Genomic DNA, 21,546 nt, shown 5'->3' with positions numbered 1-21,546 from the left:
TATCTCATTAATTTGCCAGACCATCAACGATTGTGTCTATATTTGATCGGTACATTTCAATATAGGTATCGGTACCGTCTGTTTCACTTCCCAGTGCATCAGAGTAAAGTTCACCGGCATTTTCAACTTCGTGTCCTCTGCTTCCTGCCGCTTCAATCAATGCTTCAATATTTCTTGGTGATACAGAGCTTTCAACAAATACTGCATTGATTCCATTTTCCACAAGAAAACCGGCCAGCTGGCTGATATCTCCTGTTCCGGCTTCAGTCTGCGTATTCAGACCTTGCAGGCCGACTACTTCAAAACCAAATTCTTCACCGAAGTACTGAAATGCATCGTGTGCAGTCACTAAATAACGGGACTGTTCAGGCACTTCGTCAACTCGTCCTTCAACATACGCTCTCAATTCATCTAATTCAGCCAAGTAGGCCTGAGCATTGTCCTGATAGTAGTCTTCATTATCCGGATCTTTTTCGCTCAACTGATCAGCGACATGTTCCGTCACAGCTTCCCAGTGCGTGATGCTGAACCAGATATGCGGATCGTATTCGAGATCCTCTTCATCTTCTTCAGGATCAAGGTAGTCCGTTTCATCAATCGCATCCGCTGCAATGATGGTGAATACCCCCTGCTGTTCCAGCTGCTCGAACACTTCCACAAAGCGCTCTTCCAGCATCAGTCCATTATACGCTACGATGTCTGCTTCTGTCATTGCATTAACATCTGACGTTGAGGGCTGGTAATCATGCGGGTCAATTCCTGGTCCCATCAAACCAGTTACATCTACATTTTCTCCACCGACAATTTCCATTAAATCAGCCATCATAGAGGTTGTTGCCACGACATTAAGCTGATTATCCTCAGAAATTTCTTCTGTTGCTGTATCTTCTGCTGCTCCACAGGCCGTTGTGAAAATAGCTCCTGCAATTATTCCTACTAGTTTACCTGCTCTCATTTCTATACACTTCTTTCATTATTTAAGTATGTTTATCTTGATTTTTAGTCTACCCTAAAAACATTTTGCAGTCAACCCTTTGATTTGATATACTTATTTTGACAACAGAATCGATAATATGGTAAAACTTTATAGTAGACAAAAAGTAAAGAGGTAATCAGATGACTCCCAATAAAGAAGATTTTATTAAAGCTATTTATGAATTAGGCGGCCACGAGACGGTGATTTCTAATAAAGCACTTGTTAAGGCACTGTCGATTTCTGCAGCATCCGTGACTGAAATGAATACCCGACTATTAAAAGAAGAACTCATCACGCACCTGCCTTATCAAGGCGTGCAATTGACAGATAAAGGCCTGCGTATTGCCAACCAGCTTATTCGCAAACACCGGATTTGGGAAGTGTTTTTAGCTGAAAAACTCGGATACGACTGGAATGAAGTACACAAAGATGCCGACTTGCTCGAACATGTTTCATCCGATTTTCTCATTGAACGGCTGAATGTGTTTTTAGGTGAACCGACTTTTGATCCGCACGGCGGGGTCATTCCAAATAAAGACGGAACGATTACCCATATTGATTCCACTCCTCTAATTGAATGCACCACAGGTGACCAGTTTAAAATACAGGAAGTTGATGATCAGAAGGAATTTCTGGAATACCTCCTCTATAAAGACGTTCAACTGGGCAAGCACTACACACTCGTGGACATTGAGCCCTATGATGGCCCGCTGACACTGGAAGCAGCTGACGGAAACCAGACCATTATCGGTCACAAAGCCGCCTTCAAAATACTTGTAGACAAAAATGTGTAAGGTCTTTTCAAATTCTGTCAAAGAAGCGCTCAAATGAGCGTTTTTTTACTTTCACTGATAAAATAGAGACAGAACCTAATGGAAGGACCGATACATATGGATGCCTCACACCGTAAACTCCAATGGATTGATTTATTAAGTATCTTTGGTTTTACTCTATCCTTAATTATCATTTATTTCGCCTGGCAGGGAGGCGTGTTTGAGTCCCGTGAAGATTTTGTTGCCTATGTGCACGGCTTTGGCCGGTATTCAGTCATTATTTTTCTCATACTTCAAACACTCCAGCTATTTCTCCCCCTGCTCCCGTCTGCCATTACTGTAACCGCAGGCGTGGTTTTATATGGGCCGATACTGGGCGTCTTTTATAATTATGTCGGCATCAGCATCGGGTCAATCCTCGCCTTTCTGATTGTCAGAAAGTACGGTGAGCCGGCACTGGACAAACTCGTTTCCGAAAAAAAAGTAAGGAAGTACGAGCATAAGCTGACTCACGGAAAAGCCTTTGAGCGTTTTTTTACTACTGTCATCTTTACCCCTTTTGCTCCGGATAATGTGGTCTGTTATCTGGCTGGCTTGTCTGATATGACAAAAAAGAAAGTGATTATTATTATTCTACTGGGCAAACCCTTGTCCATCGCCTTGTACAGCCTCGGGTGGACTACTCTTCTCGAACTGCTTGGTATTATCTGAATGAGCGGAAAGAATGATACTTCTTATTAATAAGCCATTCAACTTAACCCTTCCATCATGGTATACTTTAAGCGAACAGGAAAGGAACAATTAAGATGAATGCCAACCAACCATTAGAAACACGCATCCCCTATTTGGAGGACCATACCTATACAGGAACAGATTTAGGTGTGACCTATTCCCCTGAATTCTCCACTTTCAAAGTGTGGTCGCCGCTGGCAAAAAAAGCATGGGTCAATCTTTACACCACTCATGACTCAGAACAGCCCAGTAAACGACTACAGATGACTTTAAAAGAAAACGCCTGGACTCTCACAGTACATGAGAACCTGGAGAACTTATACTACACTTACAGTTTTTTACACGACGACACTGAAACTGAAACAGCTGATATTTACAGTACGGCAGTCGGTTTGAACGGGAACCGGTCAGCCATCGTTGATTTATCCCAAACCAATCCTTCAGGCTGGGCGAATGACTCCTTTGACCCTATCGAAACAATAACGGACGCTGTCATCTGGGAAGTACACGTAGAAGATTTTTCCAGTGATCCTCAGGCGTCTTTTTCAAATGAATACAGAGGAAAGTATCTTGCCTTCACTGAAGAAGGTGTCACCGTCAATGGTGAAGCTGATCAGCCTGCCGGACTGGATTACCTGGCAGAAGCCGGTTTCAATTATGTTCACTTAATACCAGTCTTTGATTATGAAAATAACGAAATGTCCCGCGCCTATAATTGGGGTTATGACCCTAAAAACTATATGGTTCCTGAAGGCAAGTACGCCACCAGCCCTGAAGACCCTGTCAGTCGCATTAAGGAATTCAAGGAACTAATTTCTGCCCTTCACAGAAAGAATATCGGCGTCGTGATGGATGTCGTGTATAACCATACTTACTTTTCCGAAACCTCACATTTTCAGTTAAGCGTTCCTGACTACTACTACCGACAGAACAGTGATGGAACATGGACAAATGGTTCAGGCTGCGGTAACGAGACAGCCAGTGAGCGGAAAATGATGCGGAAATACATTATCGATTCCATTCTCTACTGGGTGGAAGAATACCATATAGACGGCTTCCGTTTTGATCTGATGGGTCTGCATGATGTAACCACAATGAATCAGTTAAGAGAAACCTTAAATGAGCGAGGGCATGAGCATGTTCTCCTATACGGTGAACCGTGGAACGCCGGAAGTGTGGCCATTTTTGAACCCAACAAGCCGGCAGATAAGTTCCATATCGGTGATTTAGCCGATGGCATCGCTATTTTTAACGATGAATTCAGGGATGCGATTAAGGGGTCGGTTTTCGAACAGGAAGCAGGCGGCTTTTTACAAGGCGCGAATGGCCATGACCACAGTCCTTACTCAACGAATGATTTGATTGCCAGCATTTTGGCTAATACACAAATTGACGCCGGTCGTTTTCATCTGCCGGAAGAAAAGAAGTGGGCGCGTCACCCGGGTCAAGTCATCACGTATGCTTCGGCTCATGACAACCTGACCTTGTACGATAAATTAGTCGCTTCCAGCAATAAAGGAAGCAACTACGAACGTGATATCGAACTGATTCAGATGAATAAAATAAATGCGGCCATCCTTTTCACTTCTTTAGGCGGACTGTTTCTGATGGCCGGTGAAGAATGGGGACGAACCAAGTTTGGTGACGATAACAGTTTCAAGTCGTCCATAGATGTTAACCAGCTTGACTGGGGACGTGCCTATGAGAACAGAGACCTCGTGAACTACTACAGAGGAATGGCAGCGATCAGACAAGCCTATGCTCCTTTGAGAGATGATTCGAACCAGACCGGAGAAGCTATTTACTTTTCACAGCTGAGAGAAAATGTACTGGCATATACTATTCCCGATGTACTAGGCAACTCAGACTGGTCAATGATGGCTGTCGTTGTAAACACCAGTCACCACCCGGAACGCGTTGAACTGAAAAGCAGCTACCCCCTTCCAAAAGAATGGACGATTTTGGCTAACCGCCATACTGCCGGACTAACGCCTCTAGGCAATGTACTGGGTAACAGCCTTCTGATTAACCCGAGAGAAGCGCTCGTTCTCGTGGCACCCAAATAACACATGACTTTTTATGATCACTTAAACTAAAGAGTTCAGCTTTCTCAATACCTAGGAGAGAAAGCTGAACTCTTTTTGTTTTTTACGAGAGAAGAAATGGATGAGACAAGCTGTCGTTTCATTACCTATAACAGAACAGACTTAATCTGGAGTTATGATTTATCCTATTTTTCTAAAAAAATACTAGGCTTTTAAGTTTAAATTAGTTTGTCACGCAACTGGTGCCGTTAAAGGAGTTGAGTCAAGGGGGAAGACTCATTTTACCCCTAACCGGAGAAAATAACTCCAGCGAGTACCGGGGCAACCTCACTTTGACCAGGAACCGAAAAAATACTTCTAAATGAGTTCGGGGGCAACAGTCAGTTGACCCTAAACCGGCAGGAACAAATCATCTGAGTCACAGGTCAACTGGCGTTTTACCCGGAACTGAGTGTGGCTTTCTGATTGAGTGACCGGTCAAGTCGCTTTTGCCAGTCACTCAGCAGGTAATCGGCATTGAGTCCCTACTCAAACCCCAATCATTTGATAATGTAAGAAAACGGTCCGTTTTCTCCCGAATTTTCAAGTAGTCAGCTTGGATATATTTGGTATACTAGATAGAGACAAAGCATTCACTCCTGAATCAGGAAAGGACTTTTTATGGACATTAAACAATTATCTTATTTCATTGCCATTGTTGAATCGGATTTCAACATGTCCAAGGCATCAAAAACACTTCATTTATCTCAGCCTGCCCTCAGCCAAACCATTACCAACCTCGAAAGAATGGAAAACATCCAGCTTTTTGAGCGATCTCATGGCCGGCTTCAGAACCTGACGCCTTCTGGTGAAGTGCTGTATGCGCATGCCAAGGAAATTGTTGAAAAATATTCCGAAATGATGGATGACCTGCAGGAGGAATCCACACAACTCAAAGGTAATATAAAAATTGGTATTCCCCCTGTTGTTATTTCGATTGTCTTCCCAGAAATCCTTCCAAAACTGCTTTCTGAAAATCCTAAAATCGGGTTTGAAATAAAAGAAGCCGGTGCGGTAGAACTGAGAAAAGATTTACTCCTGCAGGAAATTCCGATAGCCGTCCTGCTGACGCCGACAGGTCTTGACAGCAATACTGTTGAAGAAGTGCCTTTATCAAAAGACGAATTGTCTGCCTTTATGAGCAAGAATCATCCCCTAGCTAAAAAAGAAAAACTGAAGTGGTCGGACTTGCACAACCAGCCGATGGCCATTTTCGATTCAAGCTACATGATTCACCATCAGTTGCTCAAGAAATTCTCTGCTGAACAGATTAAACCGCTTCTGTCCCTTCAGTCAGCCTCGTGGGATCTGCTGCTGAACTCTACTCGAAATTCTAATCTGATTACTGTGCTTCCGTCTCCCGTGGCTGATTATTATTCAATGGACGAAGTGGTAAGGATTGATATCGAAAACCCTATTCACTGGGAAGTTGCCCTTTGCCGACGTAAGCAGAAACGCTACCCGCGAGTGGAAGATTATGTATTCAACTATATGAAAGAATATTATGGTATAGAAAAAAGCGAAGGCAAGTAGATTCCCTACTTCCTTCGCTTTTACTAATTTCCTTTTTAAACCAATCCAATTGACGCTAGAGCAATACCCACAACAGAAGATAAGATAGGGATAATAATACCGACAACAGCAATATCCATGTAACTTTCTTTATGCGACAGTGTAGTAATTGTCAGCAAGGTCAATACAGCACCGTTATGCGGTAATACGTCCAGTCCACCTGAAGAAATTGAAGCAATACGGTGGAAGGCTTCTGGCGCAATTCCGGAAGTCTGAGATAAGGCATAGTACTGTTCGCCTAAAGCTTCAAGAGCAATTCCCATACCACCTGAAGCAGATCCTGTTGCACCGGCAAGCAAGTTGACGGCAACTGCTAGAGAAACAAGCGGGTTACCAGGGATGGACATCAGTGCTGACGTCAGCATTGCAAAGCCAGGAACAGCCTGAACAATTGTACCAAAACCAACGGCTGCGGAAGTGTTCAGGATAGCTGTAACAGAGCCTTTCGCTCCATCGTTGATTGAGCTTGTTACACCCATGCTTTTAATTCTTGGCAGGCTTAACAGTAAAATTAAAATAATACCGACAAGAATCGCCACAACGATGTTCCATTCAAATACGTTCAATGTTACCAATACAGATACTAGAGGAATCAATGACAAGAAGACATTTGGTGGCTCTTCTGTTACTTCAATAATTGTGTTATCTTTTGGTTCGTCAAACACTTCACCCTTGTTCAATAATTGTTTCTGTCTCCACATCAAGTATAAATACCCACCGATGGACATAACTAAGGCTGCTGCAATACCCATGATTGGTGCGGCAGTTGGTGTGGTGTTAAAGTAAGGCATTGGAATCAGATTCTGAATCTGAGGTGTTCCAGGTATAGCTGTCATTGTAAAGGTAAAGGCACCTAATGCAATGGTTGCTGGTATCAGACGTCTAGGCAGATTTGCCTGTCTGAACAGTGATAAAGCCAATGGATAAACAGCGAATACGACAACGAATAAACTAATTCCACCGTAAGTCAATACAGCAGCAGAAAGGAATACACCTAAGATCGCTCTCTTTTCACCCAATAATGCAGACAATTTCAATGCAACGGATCTGGCCATGCCAGAGTCTTCCATTAATTTACCAAAAATCGAACTCAGCATGAATACCGGGAACCATGTTTGTAAGAACCCTACTAGTCCGGACATATAAATTCCTGTGTACGCTTCCAATAAATCGAGTCCGCCAGTCCATGCTACAAATCCTGCTGCCAATGGTGCTACCCAGATGATTGAATACCCTAGGTAAGCCAGTCCCATTAATATAAATAACCCTACTATAATTCCTAATACTTCCACGTTTGTCACTCCTCTTTCCGAATAATTGCTATAATTTAAGTACTGATAGGCATTCCCATACCTTTTTATTCCTGTGTTCATGGAAAGGCCGGTAGAAGCAGACGGTATCTGCCCCCACCGTTTCCCGGTTTATTAACTATTATTGTGCTGTGTAGCCGCCGTCCAGAACAACTGCCTGTCCAGTGATTCCACCAGCTTTTTCGCTGCTTAAGAACATTGCGTAGTGGGCAATTTCAGAAACATCCAGTAGACGTTTTTGTGGTACCAATGGGTAAATAACATCTTCCAGTACGCTTTCAAGTGGCACATTGCGTGTGTTAGCCAGATCCTGTAGCTGACCTCTAACAAGTGGTGTGTCCACATAGCCAGGGCAGATAGCGTTAACGGTTACGCCGTATTCAGCTGCTTCAAGAGCCGCAACTTTAGTCAAACCGATAACCCCGTGCTTGGCACTATTGTAAGCTGATTTTCCTGAGAATCCAATCAAACCATTAATTGACGCCATGTTCATGATGCGGCCAAATCCTTGTTTCTTCATAATAGGCATAGCGTGCTTGATAGCCATGAATGGCGCAGTCAGCATGACTTTAATCATGAATTCATATTTAGCTGTCGGGAAGTCTTCAATTGGAGATACGTGCTGAAGTCCGGCATTGTTTAGTAATACGTCTAAACGGCCGTATTTTTCTACAGTCTGTTCAATTGCTGACTTGATGTCTTCTTCATTTGTTACATCCACTTTGATGCCCAGGCAGTCTTTTCCGCTGTCCTGTAATTCTTTTGTTACTTCATCCAGTTTTTCCTGGTTGATATCTGTGAAGACAACTTTAGCACCGGCATTTAAAAATTCCATACCAATTGAGTGCCCAATTCCACTTGCTGCTCCAGTAATAAATACAACTTGTCCCTCTACCATGTCCTGTTTCCTCCTATAATGTGTATTAAGCTTTCATTTTTTTCAAATCTTTGTCTACATATAACTTAGCTTCTGTTGCTTCCTGAACCTCTTCAACCCTGAATTCCGGATTGATTTCTGTCAACAGGAGTCCTTCCGGAGTTACTTTAATGACTCCCATTTCAGTGATAATGGTGTCAACTGCACCTTGAGCTGTCAGTGGCAGGTTACATTCTTTAAGAATTTTGTGGTTGCCTTTAGCTGTGTGCTGCATGGCCACAATAACCTTTTTCGCGCCGTTCAGAAGATCCATCGCGCCACCCATACCCGGAACCAGCTTCCCTGGAATCATGTAGTTGGCAATGTTTCCTTTTTCATCAACCTGTAACGCTCCTAAGACTGTCAGGTCAACGTGTCCGCCGCGGATAATACCAAAGGATACTGCAGAATCGAAGAATGCGCCGCCCGGCTTGATGGTAACCGGCTGTCCGCCAGCATTCACGATATTCGGGTCGTGCGTTTCTTCTGTCTGAGAAGGCCCTAGTCCGACAAAGCCATTTTCAGACTGGAAAAGAACTTCCACATCGTCTGGAATGTAGTTTGCTACCTTAGTCGGCAAACCAATTCCCAAGTTAACGATTGAACCGTCTTCCAGTTCTTTCGCCACACGTTTTGCAATAAATTCCTGTATTTCGTGCTTATCCATTGACTGCACCTCCATCTACTACTCTATTCACAAATACTCCAGGAGTATGCACAAAGTTCGGATCGATTTCACCGTTTTCAACTACCTCGTCCGCTTCAACAATGGTTACTTTGGCTGCTGAAGCCATGACATTGCTGAAGTTGTTTGTAGAACCCTTGTAAACCAGGTTGCCGTTGCGGTCAGCTTTTGCGGCATGAATAAGTGCATAATCTGCCGTTAATGGTGTTTCCAGCAGGTACTCTACGCCGTCCACTGTAATTTTCTGTTTTCCTTCTTCAACTAAAGTCCCTACCCCAGTCTCTGTCAGGAATCCACCTATTCCATATCCGCCCGCGCGGATGCGTTCAGCCAATGTACCCTGAGGAACCAGATCAACGTCTGTTTCGCCTTCGTTCATCTGACGACCTGTCTCTTTGTTTGTTCCGATATGAGAAGCGTATAATTTCTTGACCAGCTTACGGGAAATTAACTTTCCTGATCCGGTTGTCACTAAACCAGTATCTGTACTGATAAGCGTGATATCTTTTACGCCTTGCTCGATTAATGCATCAATCAGTTTTTCCGGTGCGCCGTTGGCCATGAATCCGCCAATCATCAGTGTATCACCGTCTCTGATATCCTTGATTGCGTCTTTAATTCCGACTACTTTATCCATCTATATCCTCCTAGCGTTCTACTACAACAGCGATTCCCATACCGCCGCCAATACATAAAGTAGCTAACCCTTTTTTAGAATCGCGTTTCAGCATTTCATGTACTAATGTAACCAATATACGAGCACCACTTGCACCGATTGGGTGACCTAAAGCAATTGCTCCACCGTTGACATTAACGATGTCTGTATTCAAGTTCAGGTCTCTAACAACACTGAGTGACTGAGCTGCAAAGGCTTCATTGGCTTCAATCAGGTCAATATCTTCAATTGACATGCCTGCTTTTTTCAGAACTTTCTGAGAAGCTGGAATCGGACCGCAGCCCATAATTTCAGGACTCACACCGGCACTAGCGTAAGCTTTCAATGTAACTAGAATATTCATGCCTAGTTCTTCCGCTTTTTCCTTGCTCATCAAGATTACAGCTGCTGCGCCATCATTGATTCCTGAAGCATTCCCTGCTGTAACCGAACCGTCTTTCTTGAAGGCCGGACGCAGTTTCTGAAGCTTTTCATAGGTCATGCCGAATTTAGGATACTCATCCGTGTCAACAACAACGGCATCGCCGCGTCTTTGAGGAACTTCAACTGGGATGATTTCATCCTTGAAGCGTCCTGATTTAACCGCTTCTTCTGCACGGTTTTGACTGGTCAAAGCAAATTTATCCTGTTCTTCACGTGTGAACCCGTATTTATCATTGATATTTTCTGCTGTAATTCCCATGTGATAGTCATTGAAGGCATCGACCAGACCATCTTTCAACATCGTATCAACAACTTTCATGTCACCCATGCGTTTGCCCCAGCGTGCATTTTCCATGACGTGTGCCGCATTACTCATGCTTTCTGTTCCACCGGCAATCACCACATCTGCATCACCGACCATGATAGCTTGAGCAGCCAAAGCCACTGATTTCAGTCCAGAGCCACACAATTTATTTAAAGCAAACGAGGGTACTTCTTTAGGAATACCAGATTTGATTGCAACTTGACGGGCAACGTTCTGACCTAATCCTGCGCTTAAAACATTCCCAAAAATCAGTTCATCTACTTGACTTGGATCTAATTTAGCTCTTTCCATCACACCTTTAACAACTGATACACCTAAGTCTACTGCGGAGACATCTTTCAGAGTCCCTCCATGTGAGCCGACCGGTGTACGGCCAGCTTCTACGATTACTACATCTCTCATTGTTTTCCTCCTATAAGTTTTTATATACTTTTTCGTCTGCCTCGTAAGATTGCCATTCCTAAAATGAAAAGTTATCGCAATCGCTTACAAATAGATAATACCGGGTCCTGAAAAGAAAGTCTAACTGTTAAAAATTATACAGTCTATAAGTTTTGGTTATAGTAATAACGCTTTCTTTAATTCCCTTTGTTATTTTAATGACAGACAAGTAAAAAGGCTTACAAGAAGTACATTCTTATAAGCCTTCTTACCTGTCATTTAGTATAGCACTTTTTACTGCTTATCCCAGAATTCTTTTACTGCACCATCATCATTGGAGACCGGATCCGTTTTAGGAACGGGGACATCATAGCTTCTTTTCTGGACACGTTCATAGTCCACAGCATCACCCAGCTGCATATCAGGGGATGCACCATCTGGGTAGGCGCCCACAACACTGAAGTTTGCTGAAGCGGTGACTCGCTTATGTGCCACACCAGCCGGAAGAAGAAGGACATTCCCTTTTTTAAAGGTCACTGTATCTGAGTGTGGCCCACCCAGCTGGACAGTTGCCTCACCGGAAACACATCCCAGCACTTCAGGGGTATTGGAGTGGAAATGATGATAGTCGTGAATGCCATTAACCCAGCCGTTTGTGTAGCCGTTGGCCTTGAATTGTTCTTTAACCGCTTCGCCCCCGTCCGTGCTCTCCTCCAATAGTTCCTTAAAAGCCTGAGGATAGTAAATGACCGGCAATGGATGATTGGGAAAAGGGGAATTTTCTTTGAACCAGAATACTTCTGCCATACGTATTGCCTCCTAAACGCTCCTTTCTATTATTTTGACACGGCTGACTTCTGACTGCAACTGATAGCACCCCCTTACATTAATTGACTCTTAGCTTTACTTTAAGTATTCTTATTTTATAGCCATGCAACAGTTAAGATGGAAGGAGACCCGCTATGGGATTATTTGATTTTTTTAAAGGGAAAGATAAGAACGAACCCAAAAAGCAACCTGAGGAAACAGCTGAATCAGGCCCGGCAACTATTCAATACGAAACAAAGCTCACTGCCCATGAACTGAAAGCCGACCAGGAAACGATTGACCAGGTGGTCCAGACAATGGTGGAGGAAGACCCCTTTAAGCAGTACTATAAAGGACGAACACTCGAAGACATGACACCATTGTCCAGTCGCACATATAAGTTTGAGACCATAACAACGGTCAATGTCGACTTTAACAGCAAGGAACAGAATCGAATTCTTGTTGTAGTAGAAGGAACCCCTCTAGGCTTCATACCAGAGGAAAAAGCCCAAGCCATTCAAGAGCATCAGAAAAAATATCTGCTGACGGCTTTTGTTTATGTCACTGGAGGCCCTTATATAGAATTTAATAAGGAACAGGACGCAGCGGTCGAAGGTCAATCACCACTCGGGCTGGACATTTTTGTTCAGTTCACCTAATTTCAAAACACTATAAAAATCTCATTTCAACTATCTGAAATGAGATTTTTATAGTGTACACTTCTTTTTACAATTCTTTCCGTTTAAAGGACCAGCCACCGATAAACAGCGCGGCTAGGAGCAGCAGGAGAGTCATTAACAAACTCTGATAGAGAGCAGAGTCGGCCTGAGTACTGATGAGCAGCTCAATATTACGGGTGGCTAACTGAAGCGGACTCCACTCTCCAATAAAAGGAAACAGATTCAGTATGAACAGTAATGTTACAAAACCGCCGACTGTTAAAAGTGGGGCAAAAACACTATTGAAGAAAGCCGCCGAGCTGATAAGTAAAGCTATCAGCAAAATTCCGAAAAGATACAAGCTTCCGACCGAGAGAAACAGCCCTTCAGTTGTCCCTTCAGGAAAATAATAAAAAGTATAGCCTAGCGTAATGGCGACACTCATCCAGTAAAAGAGCGTCCAGGACGCAAGCATGACCGTGAATTTAGCGTAATAAACAGACAAGCGCGGTAGGCCTTTGGTCACCATATGAACAAGTGTCCCTTTGTCATACTCCTTGGAAAAAATCGAGCTGAATACAAGGACAAAAGCGACCATGCCCATCTGACTCATGTTGGAAAAGAACTGCAGCCAGGAATCGACATAGGTGGGCTCAGTCAGGATAATCGTTATGTTGTCGTCAATAAGGTTTTCCATAAGCTCCGGCAGAAAGCGCGCACTCAAAGGACTCAAAAGCCCTACAATGGCAAACACAATGCCCAAAATAAGGAAACGAAAATTTCGAGTGTTTTCTTTCATTTCTTTTTTTATAAACGCCTTGAACCCTCTCATCTTATCGCCTCCACAAACACTTCTTCCATCGTTGCTTCTTTCCGTTCCATACGGATGGGCGTAATGGACAAGGCATGTAAATAACTCAGCAGCTTTTTCATGGCCAGTCTACCATCACTGGATTCACCATGAACTTCAAAGCCGTCTAGAACTGCCGCTTGAAACGTGTTGTCCGTCTTGATTGCTTCCAGAAGCAGCTTGCTATGCGCTTCAGTCTCACAGACCACCAGCCACTTTTCTGAAGGGAGACCGTCTTTCAATTCTTTAACTGTCCCTTGTTTGACAATCGTTCCTTCATTCAGGATAGCTACTTCATCACAGACCGACTCCACATCACTCAAAATGTGTGTGGAAAAGATGACCGTTGTCTTCTCTTTGACTTTTTTCAGAATGGACAGCAATTGCTGCCTCCCTATCGGATCCAGAGCCGATGTCGGTTCGTCACAAATCAGTAGAACCGGGTCATTAATCAGGGCCTGCGCAATCCCAAGTCTTTGTTTCATGCCCCGCGAATAATTCTTTATCCTTTTTTTACTGTCTTCCAGTCCTACCATTTTAAGTAACTCTGTTATTTTATCAGACGACTCTTTCGGATGGATGCCACTAATTTCTGCACTCAAGGTCATATACTCGCGTGCGGTTAAAAAGGAATAAAATTCCGGTACATCCGGTAAGTAGCCGACATATTGATTCGTCTCTGTATCGCCATATGCTACGGTTTTGCCATTAATTTTAATGCTGCCTCCGTCGGCTTTAAGAAGCCCCAGAGCTATCGTCATCGTGGTTGTTTTACCCGCGCCATTTTTCCCAATAAAACCGAATACAGAGCCTTCTTCAACCGAAAAGGTCACATCTTTCAGAACTTCCTGACTACCAAATGATTTGGACAAGTGATTGATTTCCAGAACAGCCATCAGTCGTCCTTCCTTCCGAAAATCAGGTAAATAATTGGCCCGATAATGTTGACAAACACAATAACCAGTGCCCAGATAATTTTATTCTGCTGGGTAAGGCGGTCATTTTTCACTAAATGAATAATTGCGGTGACAAGCAGGATCAACTGCAGAATGAACAAAGGGATGAGAATCGGCAGGTATTCCGTTATATTTTGCATCATTTATATATTCCTCCTTTTATACTGTTTAGATATTTTAAGTAAAGCATTTTTCTTTGAATAAAACCAGCGACTTGAGACCGATTTTTTGCATATATTTGTTATTCTTACAGTTTATACGAACCTTACTTATCGTAAGCATACTAATTGATTATTCTCTCTGTCTGAGTCACAATAGAACAGTAAAGATACTATATTAGGAGGCTAATACATGAATTACGCTTATGAAGAAAGAAGTGCTTATTCATACGAAGAGACACTTGATCGACTGAAAAAGAAAATCAAGGAAAATCAGTTCGGCATACTCTATGAAGTGAATCTGAAGGAGAAAATTGAAGGCAAGGGCATGGATTTCGAACCGAATTTCACCGTGCTTGACGTCTGCAACCCTAAGCTGGCTAAAGATGTACTCGATGAACAGATTGAAGTCGGCTACTTCCTTCCCTGCAAGGTAGTGGTTTATGAAAAAGACAACTCTGTCTACGCAGGTGTCTTGAAGCCGACTGTACTAATTGACATGGTCGAAAATGATTCGCTTAAAGATGCAGCGATAGAAGTCGAAGACATTCTGACAAAAGCAGTGAAGGCAGCGGTATAAAAAAACATTATTTGATTTAAAAAAGCAGTTGTATTTCATTCATTAATTAGAATGAAATACAACTGCTTTTTATAATTATATTTTCTATTCATTTAAATCTTTGACACTGTCATTCCAGACCATTTCATAAGGCACTATGACTTCGTTTTTCCCTTCCTTACCTTCCATAATCCTTTGTACTAATTTAGCTGCTTCATATCCCATCTCTTGGAATGGCTGCTTCACTGTAGTGATTGACGGATTAGTGTACTCAATAATTTTAAGTCCATCAAAACCAGTAAGGGAGATATCATCTGGAACTGATAATCCGTTTTCGTTGATTGCTTTCAAGGCACCTAAAGCCATTATGTCACTGAAACTAATAATAGCAGTCGGTAAATTGTTTTTATGGTTATTAAAATATTTTTTTACATTTTTGTATGCTGACTTTTCTTTAAAATCACCAGTGATTAGTTTATCTTCAATTGAAATCTGGTTCTCAGCAGCTGCTTTATAAATTCCTTTTAATCTCTGACCATTTACATCAGCTTCTCCTTCTCCAGTCAAGACAGCTATGTTTTTATGACCCATGGAGATCACATGGCGAGCCATTTCATACGAAGCTTCAACGTTGTCTATGCTGACACTCCCAATGAGCTTATTCTCCATGGGAACTTTAACGTCTATTAATACACAAGGAATATTAGTATCAAGCAGAGCATTAAAATATGGATCATCTAGTCTAATACCTGATAAGACTACACCTCTTATGTTTCTTTCTCTACAAAATTTGGCATAGTCTTTTACTTGTTGTTTTTCTGTTTCAGTAAAATACATAGCTAGTTCATAGTTGTCTTCTTCCGTTGCCTGATAGACACCTTTTAATAAATCAAACGAGTTACTGTTGTCCAGGCTCTCTGAACGTAAAAAACCGGAAGTAATTATGGCGATAGTCCTCTGATTTTTGGAGGAAAGATTTTTAGCAACTATATTAGGAGAATAGTTCATTTTTTCAGCAGTTTGTTTAACTTTCTCTCGCGTTTTATCACTGACATCAGGATAGTTATTTAAAGCTTTAGATACCATCGCTACCGAGACACCCGCAGCTTTGGCAACATCTTTAATAGTAGTCACTGCGCTTTCCTCCTTTTTTATAAAAATAATGAACAACTAAACTTTACATACTCTAATTATTTTATCATAAAATCACTTACATACTCTATATATACTTACTTTCCACCCACACTTCTATCGTTAGCAGATATGAAATACTTGTTTAAGAAAATAAATAATATAAAGATTGGAACAACGGAGAATATTGCACCTGCCATTATGATGTCCCAAGCTGTTATATTTCGGAACTGATTAGACAAAGCATTTAAACCTTGTGTAAGCATATAAAGATCCGGACTCGAGATAAAAAGCAATGGTCTCATAAATTCATTCCAAACACCCATAAAAATAAATATTGCCTGAGTAGCAAGTGCCGGCTTAGCATTCGGTAATACTATTTTAAAGAATATACCTAATGTAGATAAACCATCCATCGATGCAGCTTCCTCTACCTCTTTAGGAAAGTTAATAAAAAATTGTCGCATCATAAAGATATACGCGATATTTATCATAGACGTCAAAATGATTGACCAATGTGTATTAATAAGATTAAGGTTAGAAACCACGATATAAAGCGGAATCATAGTGACTTGAGCAGGAATCATAATTAGCAGAAGCATTAAACTAAAAAGAAGTTTCCTTCCGAAGAAATCAATCCTTGCAAATGCATAGCCTGCCATAGTGTTAAATATGACATTTAAGACCGTGGTAATTAAAGCTACCACTAATGAATTTCTGACCCATGTCGTGTATTGAGATTCGAAAAGAGTTTCCCAACCGGACGTACTAATAGATTCTGGAAAGAAAGTACCTCCCCCTGCGATTTCTGCTGTTGACTTTAAGGAAGTTAAAATACTCCATGCAAATGGAAAAAGTGTTAGTAAACTATATAGTACCAATATAGTATAAACAATTATTTTAAGTGTCTGATTTTCTTTTCTCATTTTATATCACCCATTCATTTCATCTGCTTTCATCACTTTGTTTATCACTGCTGTAAAAGTAAAGATAATCACACCTAAAATAAAGGACATTGCTGTAGCTCTCCCCATGTCATTGCTAGTGAAAGCTAATTGGTAGATGTACAGCGTAAAGGTTAGAGTAGAATTTTGAGGTCCTCCTGTACCACCTGACAGTATGAATGCCTGATCAAAAATCTGGAAAGTCCCAACAACTCCCATTGTTACAACATAGAACAAAATTGGCATTAACTGAGGAATGGTCACATGAAAGAATTGTCTGACTTTAGTCGCTCCATCAATAGCGGCTGCCTCATATAAGTTTGTAGGTATATCCTGCAATCCGGATAAAAAAACTACCATGAAATGCGGAACAGTTGAAAAGATATTCATAATCATAATGACACTCAAAGCAAGGTCAGGGTTAGTCAAAAACTGGATTCTCATTCCAGTTAATTGCTGAATCTGATTAACTACCAATCCATTATTATTGAACAACCACATAAATATCAACGTCATTGCAGATGATGATGTTAGAGTCGGAATGAACATTACCGTTAAAAACGCACGATTGAATTTGATTTTACTGTTTAATAAAGCTGCCAGTATCAGAGCAATTGATGTCTGTATCGGTACAACAACGCCTACATACGTACTGGTATTTCTAAGTGCTGCCCAGAACCTTGGGTCTCCGATGATTTTTCTGAAATTATCAAATCCTATAAATGTTCGAGTACCTGACAATAAGTTGATATTAAAGAACATCATGAAAAAAGCATAAGCTATCGGCACAACGATAAAGAGAGAGGCTGTTAATGTTGCCGGGGCCATAAAAGTAAGCCCTTGGATATTGTTGTTTCTTTTTTTTCTCATTTCGACTACCCCTTTATATAATTCAACTCCAGACTAATCAAACGTCTGGAGTGAGTTACTTTTATCTTCTATCTAACTCTGCGTTGGCTTCGTCTTCTGCAGCCTGCATAGCTTCTTCAACTGTCATTGTACCATTTACTGCAGCTTGGAAGTAGTTATCAAAAGCAGATGCTACCACTGGTAAACTCTCTCCGGAACTCCATACTGTTCCGTAATCTGCTGCCAGAACATGCGGAGCCAGAACTGGATTATCGAACAGATTCATTTCATCGGCAATTGATTCTCTAGGAGGCAGTGTACCAGATAATTCGCTCCATTGTTGTAGTCCGTCATTAGTCATGTAGTTGATGAACGCGATGGCTTCATCTCTATTTTCGGCATCTCTTGAAACAGTATATCCTACACTGAATGTCATAGACTGTTCTTCTCCATTGATGGTAGGTGACTCAAGAACAGCATAATTCAAATCAGAGTATTCCTGGTTAAGAGCACTGATGACCCAGTTTCCTTCAATCATCATAGCCGTTCTTCCCGCTCCAAATGCAGCTCCAGCAGAATCAATCCCCATATCGATTTGTGGGTTCTGCAAGTAACCTGCCTCTTTACCCTCTACAATTGATTCAAAATATTCAATCGCTTCAGGACTTGAGGTAAAGTCCGCACTACCTTCTTCTCCAGCAGGATCTAATCCGTTATTGATGAAAGCACTATAGTGTCGTGCCAATGTCTGGTCAAAAATCATTGCTGCCTGATTGTCTTCAAGTTCTCCCTGAAGCTCCTCAGAAAATGCCATCAAATCGTCCCAGTCGCGTGGAATATCCTCTAGAGTGTAACCAGCTGATTCAATCATATCTTCATTAACGTAAAGAGCTAAAGTAGAATAATCTTTTGGTACAGCATATAGTCCCTCTCCACTTCTGAATACATCAATTAGTGGATCGAAGAAATCATCGACATCCTCTACTTCACCGGATATATCTTCCAGCACACCACTTTCAATAAACATCGGCGCAGCAAAAGCTTCAAGGTAAAAAACATCCGGAGCATTGTTAGCTGCAAACCTGGCAGTCATAGCATCCTGGAAATTGTCCTGGATGATTTCGAGTTCTACTTCAATTCCTGTTTCTTCTTCAAAACTACTTATCGTTTCTTCGAGTGCATTTGTTTCAGCTGGTGAAGATCCCCACACAGCTAAGTTAACGTTTCCTCCGCCGTTTTCATTAGTAGTCTCTCCTTGGTCTTCTGCATTCGTGTCTGTATCTGTTGTTCCATCATCACCATTATTACATGCAGCCAGTAACGCAATCGTTGATACCATGCCTAAAGATTTGATAAATTTATTCATTTTAACCCTCCTAGGTTATGTTTTTTTAATTGTTATAGCTATATCTGATGTGTAACTTTTCCCATTTGATTCGAATGATATTTGCTGACCATCTAAAGGTGTTACGATAAAGACTGACTTAGTAATATCCAGTTGAACTGACTTCCCTTGCCATTTAAATACAAAACTGAGTTCATTCCATTCTTCCGGAAGATTAGGATTAATCTTCAACGTAGTACCGCTAATACGTATACCGGCAAAACCGAATAATATAATCTGCCAGATTCCTCCTATGGATGCTGCGTGAATACCTGCATCTGAAGAATGCATATTTGGTCCCAGGTCTATTCGAGTAGCTCTGGAATAAAGGTCGTAAGCAAGCTCCTTGTTATTTATGTCAGAAGCAATGATTGCATGAGTAGATAAGCTTAGAGAAGAATCATGTGTTGTTCTCGGTTCATAATAATCAAAATTAGCTTGTTTGAGTTTGCTGTCCAGCGGCTGATTTGTCTGATCCATTAAATACAATAGGACCAGTACGTCTGCTTGTTTGGTTATTTGCATTTCGTTGACCTGATCAAGGTTGTAATCGTCAAATAGCTTGCCCACTTTATCAGCATTCTTGTATTTTGTAATATCAAGATTCTTTTTTAACATATAGGTATCATCCTGCGGGATTACCAATGACTCCTTATCCGGCTGTGGTAGATAAAGTTTGTCTTTGCTGTAAATTACTTCATCAATACAGGTTGAGATGTCTGTCAGTTCATCCAGTTTGTTGAATAATTCGATGTCGCTGCTCTTTAATGTGTTGTAATATTGTACGGCTAGCGATAAGTTAAAGTGTGCCATATAGTTTGTGAATGCATTATTATTGACATGCTCCTTGTATTCATCCGGACCAATGACTCCGTTAATGTCGTAAGCCTCTTTGTCCTCATTCCACTCTAGACGGCTTGACCAGAACTTGGCTGTTTCGAATATAATCTCATATCCATAGTTAGTCATAAACTCATCATCGCCTGTAGCTGAATAGTACTGGTAAACTGCAAAAGCAATATCCGCTGTAATGTGTTGCTCGATGAATCCACTCCAAATTTTTGTCTGTTCGCCAGTAACGATATCGACGGCTCCCCATACAGGTGTCACTTCTCCATCAGAAGGGTAAGCCGCTTCCCAAGGATACATCGCTCCTTCATAATTATTGTCTAGGGCTTTCTTTTTAGCTCCTGTCAATCCGTGGTACCTATAAGTAAGCAGTGACTTTGCAATTTCTGGATTGAAAAAAGTAAAGAAGGGTAAAATAAATATTTCAGTATCCCAGAACGAATGTCCTTTATATCCTTCTCCGCTTAATGCTTTAGCACCTATACCCATTTTTTCACTATGCGCTGGAACCATAGCTGTCAGGTGATAAATCGCAAACCTTGAAGCCAGCAGATCGAATGGATTAGCAGATTTCAAGCTGAAATTATAAGCACTCCACACATTCATTTCCCAAGCTTTTTTATGATTGCTGAAGTTTGTATCATACCCTTTTTCGCTACAAGCCTTTAAATTAGCCAGAGCCGATTTCCTCATTTCTGCTAAGTCATATGTTTTGCTTTCCCATTCATTATCTCTACTTGTATAGACCATGCTTGTTTTTTCAACTAACAGCTGATCCCCTTTGCTAAGTGTTATGGCGTAGCTAACTGTCATTTTCCTTCTGTCTATATCCATTTTTGGTTCCAAGAAAACAGACTCTCCATTTAGCTTCATACTATGAGTAGATAACACAGCTATATCAATATTAGATTCCGTAGTAGTCTGAATTGTTTCTAAGTATTTTTTATCATATATTCTTTTCTCTCCTTCGTGGAAATGCTGAGACCCTGTGTTAGTCATCTGAGCATTAATCCCTGATTCAAAGGTTAAGTCTACTTCGTCACCTTTATTATTTACTTCGATTTGCATTCCAATCAAATGTAGGTCATCTAATGAAACAAAACGTCTAAATCTGAAGTTCAACATTTTATTATCAGGTGAAATCCATTCAATTTCTCTAATCAGCTCTGCTTCTTTAATATTTAAGTATCTAATATAGTCAGTTGTTTCTCCTGACTCCAGTGAGAAGCGTTCTCCATCGACTGTGAAATCGATGTTCGTAACATCTGCAATATTTGGTAGTTCAGGCACTTCGACTTCACTGAATTTATTGAACGTCCCATTAATCAGCAAGTTTCTTTGTTCATCCAAGTAGGACTCTTCTGTAGCAGATCGTAAGCCCATATATCCGTTACCTAAAGTGAAGATTGCTTCAGCCTTACCTAAATGCTTAGTAGAAAAACCCTCCTCGGAAACTATCCAGTTCTCAAATTCTCCGCTTCCATAAGTATAATTCATCATTTTCCAGTCATCATCCTAACTTTTTTCGAAAACGTTTTAGTAAACTT

Annotated in this window: 21 protein-coding genes; 6 read left to right on the top strand and 15 right to left on the bottom strand. The window is 41.3% G+C overall.

The genetic code is table 11. From position 1 onward, the window contains the following. Nucleotides 1–7: 7 nt before the first annotated feature. Nucleotides 8–955 carry a metal ABC transporter solute-binding protein, Zn/Mn family gene (locus tag ACYVLS_RS05980; protein WP_460322385.1) on the bottom strand — a complete coding sequence of 316 codons (948 nt, stop codon included), beginning with the start codon at nucleotides 953–955 and terminating at the stop codon, nucleotides 8–10. Between the two features lie 161 nt (nucleotides 956–1,116). Here ACYVLS_RS05980 and ACYVLS_RS05975 point away from each other — a divergent pair, with 161 nt between their 5' ends. The 4 genes from ACYVLS_RS05975 to ACYVLS_RS05960 all read left to right on the top strand — a co-directional run bounded on the left by ACYVLS_RS05975 (nucleotide 1,117) and on the right by ACYVLS_RS05960 (nucleotide 6,098). Then, a complete protein-coding gene (locus tag ACYVLS_RS05975) occupies nucleotides 1,117–1,770 on the top strand; it encodes a metal-dependent transcriptional regulator (RefSeq protein WP_460322382.1) in 654 nt (217 codons plus the stop codon). Nucleotides 1,771–1,848: 78 nt separating this feature from the next. After that, nucleotides 1,849–2,460 (top strand): TVP38/TMEM64 family protein, encoded by a 612-nt coding sequence (locus ACYVLS_RS05970; protein ID WP_460322380.1) that lies wholly within the window; start codon nucleotides 1,849–1,851, stop codon nucleotides 2,458–2,460. A gap of 95 nt (nucleotides 2,461–2,555) precedes the next feature. Next, complete coding sequence (gene pulA / locus ACYVLS_RS05965) at nucleotides 2,556–4,547, top strand: type I pullulanase (protein ID WP_460322377.1); 1,992 nt, start codon at nucleotides 2,556–2,558, stop codon at nucleotides 4,545–4,547. Nucleotides 4,548–5,186: 639 nt separating this feature from the next. Continuing rightward, a complete protein-coding gene (locus tag ACYVLS_RS05960; RefSeq protein ID WP_460322374.1) occupies nucleotides 5,187–6,098 on the top strand; it encodes a LysR family transcriptional regulator in 912 nt (303 codons plus the stop codon). Nucleotides 6,099–6,133: 35 nt separating this feature from the next. Here the strand turns inward: ACYVLS_RS05960 and ACYVLS_RS05955 are convergent, their stop codons facing one another. The 6 genes from ACYVLS_RS05955 to ACYVLS_RS05930 all read right to left on the bottom strand — a co-directional run bounded on the left by ACYVLS_RS05955 (nucleotide 6,134) and on the right by ACYVLS_RS05930 (nucleotide 11,660). Further along, nucleotides 6,134–7,429, bottom strand: coding sequence for a GntP family permease (locus tag ACYVLS_RS05955; protein ID WP_460322371.1), 1,296 nt, complete (start codon nucleotides 7,427–7,429; stop codon nucleotides 6,134–6,136). 139 nt (nucleotides 7,430–7,568) lie between these two features. Continuing rightward, nucleotides 7,569–8,345, bottom strand: a complete 777-nt coding sequence (locus tag ACYVLS_RS05950) for a 3-hydroxybutyrate dehydrogenase (RefSeq protein ID WP_228587076.1) — start codon at nucleotides 8,343–8,345, stop codon at nucleotides 7,569–7,571. Nucleotides 8,346–8,370: 25 nt separating this feature from the next. Then, the gene (locus tag ACYVLS_RS05945) at nucleotides 8,371–9,030 is read right to left on the bottom strand and encodes a 3-oxoacid CoA-transferase subunit B (RefSeq protein ID WP_460322369.1); all 660 of its coding nucleotides are present in this window, start codon (nucleotides 9,028–9,030) and stop codon (nucleotides 8,371–8,373) included. Further along, the gene (locus tag ACYVLS_RS05940) at nucleotides 9,023–9,685 is read right to left on the bottom strand and encodes a CoA transferase subunit A (protein WP_460322366.1); all 663 of its coding nucleotides are present in this window, start codon (nucleotides 9,683–9,685) and stop codon (nucleotides 9,023–9,025) included. The genes ACYVLS_RS05945 and ACYVLS_RS05940 overlap by 8 nt, the downstream gene beginning before the upstream one ends. Nucleotides 9,686–9,695: 10 nt before the next feature. Continuing rightward, entirely contained in the window at nucleotides 9,696–10,874 is a 1,179-nt protein-coding gene (locus ACYVLS_RS05935; RefSeq protein ID WP_460322363.1) for an acetyl-CoA C-acetyltransferase, read from the bottom strand. Between the two features lie 273 nt (nucleotides 10,875–11,147). Then, nucleotides 11,148–11,660, bottom strand: coding sequence for a hypothetical protein (locus ACYVLS_RS05930; RefSeq protein ID WP_460322361.1), 513 nt, complete (start codon nucleotides 11,658–11,660; stop codon nucleotides 11,148–11,150). A 155-nt stretch (nucleotides 11,661–11,815) separates the two neighbouring features. Between ACYVLS_RS05930 and ACYVLS_RS05925 the strand changes: the two genes are divergently transcribed. Continuing rightward, complete coding sequence (locus ACYVLS_RS05925) at nucleotides 11,816–12,319, top strand: hypothetical protein (protein ID WP_460322359.1); 504 nt, start codon at nucleotides 11,816–11,818, stop codon at nucleotides 12,317–12,319. A 67-nt stretch (nucleotides 12,320–12,386) separates the two neighbouring features. Here ACYVLS_RS05925 and ACYVLS_RS05920 read toward each other — a convergent pair whose 3' ends face one another. Genes ACYVLS_RS05920 through ACYVLS_RS05910 form a run of 3 tightly spaced genes read right to left on the bottom strand, consistent with a single transcriptional unit; the run spans nucleotide 12,387 to nucleotide 14,268 of the window. Further along, nucleotides 12,387–13,151 (bottom strand): ABC transporter permease, encoded by a 765-nt coding sequence (locus ACYVLS_RS05920; protein ID WP_460322357.1) that lies wholly within the window; start codon nucleotides 13,149–13,151, stop codon nucleotides 12,387–12,389. Continuing rightward, complete coding sequence (locus ACYVLS_RS05915; RefSeq protein WP_460322354.1) at nucleotides 13,148–14,065, bottom strand: ABC transporter ATP-binding protein; 918 nt, start codon at nucleotides 14,063–14,065, stop codon at nucleotides 13,148–13,150. The genes ACYVLS_RS05920 and ACYVLS_RS05915 overlap by 4 nt, the downstream gene beginning before the upstream one ends. Continuing rightward, nucleotides 14,065–14,268, bottom strand: coding sequence for a PLDc N-terminal domain-containing protein (locus ACYVLS_RS05910; RefSeq protein ID WP_460322351.1), 204 nt, complete (start codon nucleotides 14,266–14,268; stop codon nucleotides 14,065–14,067). The genes ACYVLS_RS05915 and ACYVLS_RS05910 overlap by 1 nt, the downstream gene beginning before the upstream one ends. Before the next feature lie 208 nt (nucleotides 14,269–14,476). On the opposite strand from ACYVLS_RS05910, the gene ACYVLS_RS05905 reads away from it, so the two are divergent. Beyond that, entirely contained in the window at nucleotides 14,477–14,863 is a 387-nt protein-coding gene (locus ACYVLS_RS05905; protein ID WP_460322348.1) for a DUF302 domain-containing protein, read from the top strand. An 84-nt stretch (nucleotides 14,864–14,947) separates the two neighbouring features. On the opposite strand, the gene ACYVLS_RS05900 is transcribed toward ACYVLS_RS05905, so the two are convergent. The 5 genes from ACYVLS_RS05900 to ACYVLS_RS05880 form a co-directional block, all read right to left on the bottom strand. Further along, nucleotides 14,948–15,976 (bottom strand): LacI family DNA-binding transcriptional regulator, encoded by a 1,029-nt coding sequence (locus ACYVLS_RS05900; RefSeq protein ID WP_460322346.1) that lies wholly within the window; start codon nucleotides 15,974–15,976, stop codon nucleotides 14,948–14,950. Between the two features lie 95 nt (nucleotides 15,977–16,071). Beyond that, complete coding sequence (locus tag ACYVLS_RS05895) at nucleotides 16,072–16,899, bottom strand: carbohydrate ABC transporter permease (RefSeq protein WP_460322344.1); 828 nt, start codon at nucleotides 16,897–16,899, stop codon at nucleotides 16,072–16,074. Between the two features lie 6 nt (nucleotides 16,900–16,905). Beyond that, entirely contained in the window at nucleotides 16,906–17,787 is an 882-nt protein-coding gene (locus tag ACYVLS_RS05890) for a carbohydrate ABC transporter permease (protein ID WP_460322342.1), read from the bottom strand. Nucleotides 17,788–17,848: 61 nt separating this feature from the next. After that, nucleotides 17,849–19,132, bottom strand: coding sequence for a sugar ABC transporter substrate-binding protein (locus tag ACYVLS_RS05885; RefSeq protein ID WP_460322340.1), 1,284 nt, complete (start codon nucleotides 19,130–19,132; stop codon nucleotides 17,849–17,851). Between the two features lie 15 nt (nucleotides 19,133–19,147). Further along, complete coding sequence (locus ACYVLS_RS05880) at nucleotides 19,148–21,499, bottom strand: glycoside hydrolase family 65 protein (protein ID WP_460322337.1); 2,352 nt, start codon at nucleotides 21,497–21,499, stop codon at nucleotides 19,148–19,150. Nucleotides 21,500–21,546 lie beyond the last annotated feature (47 nt).

It is taken from the genome of Alkalibacterium psychrotolerans, assembly GCF_054784355.1.
Note: the sequence above shows the minus strand (reverse complement) of the source record. Positions and strands in the feature narration are given on the sequence as shown.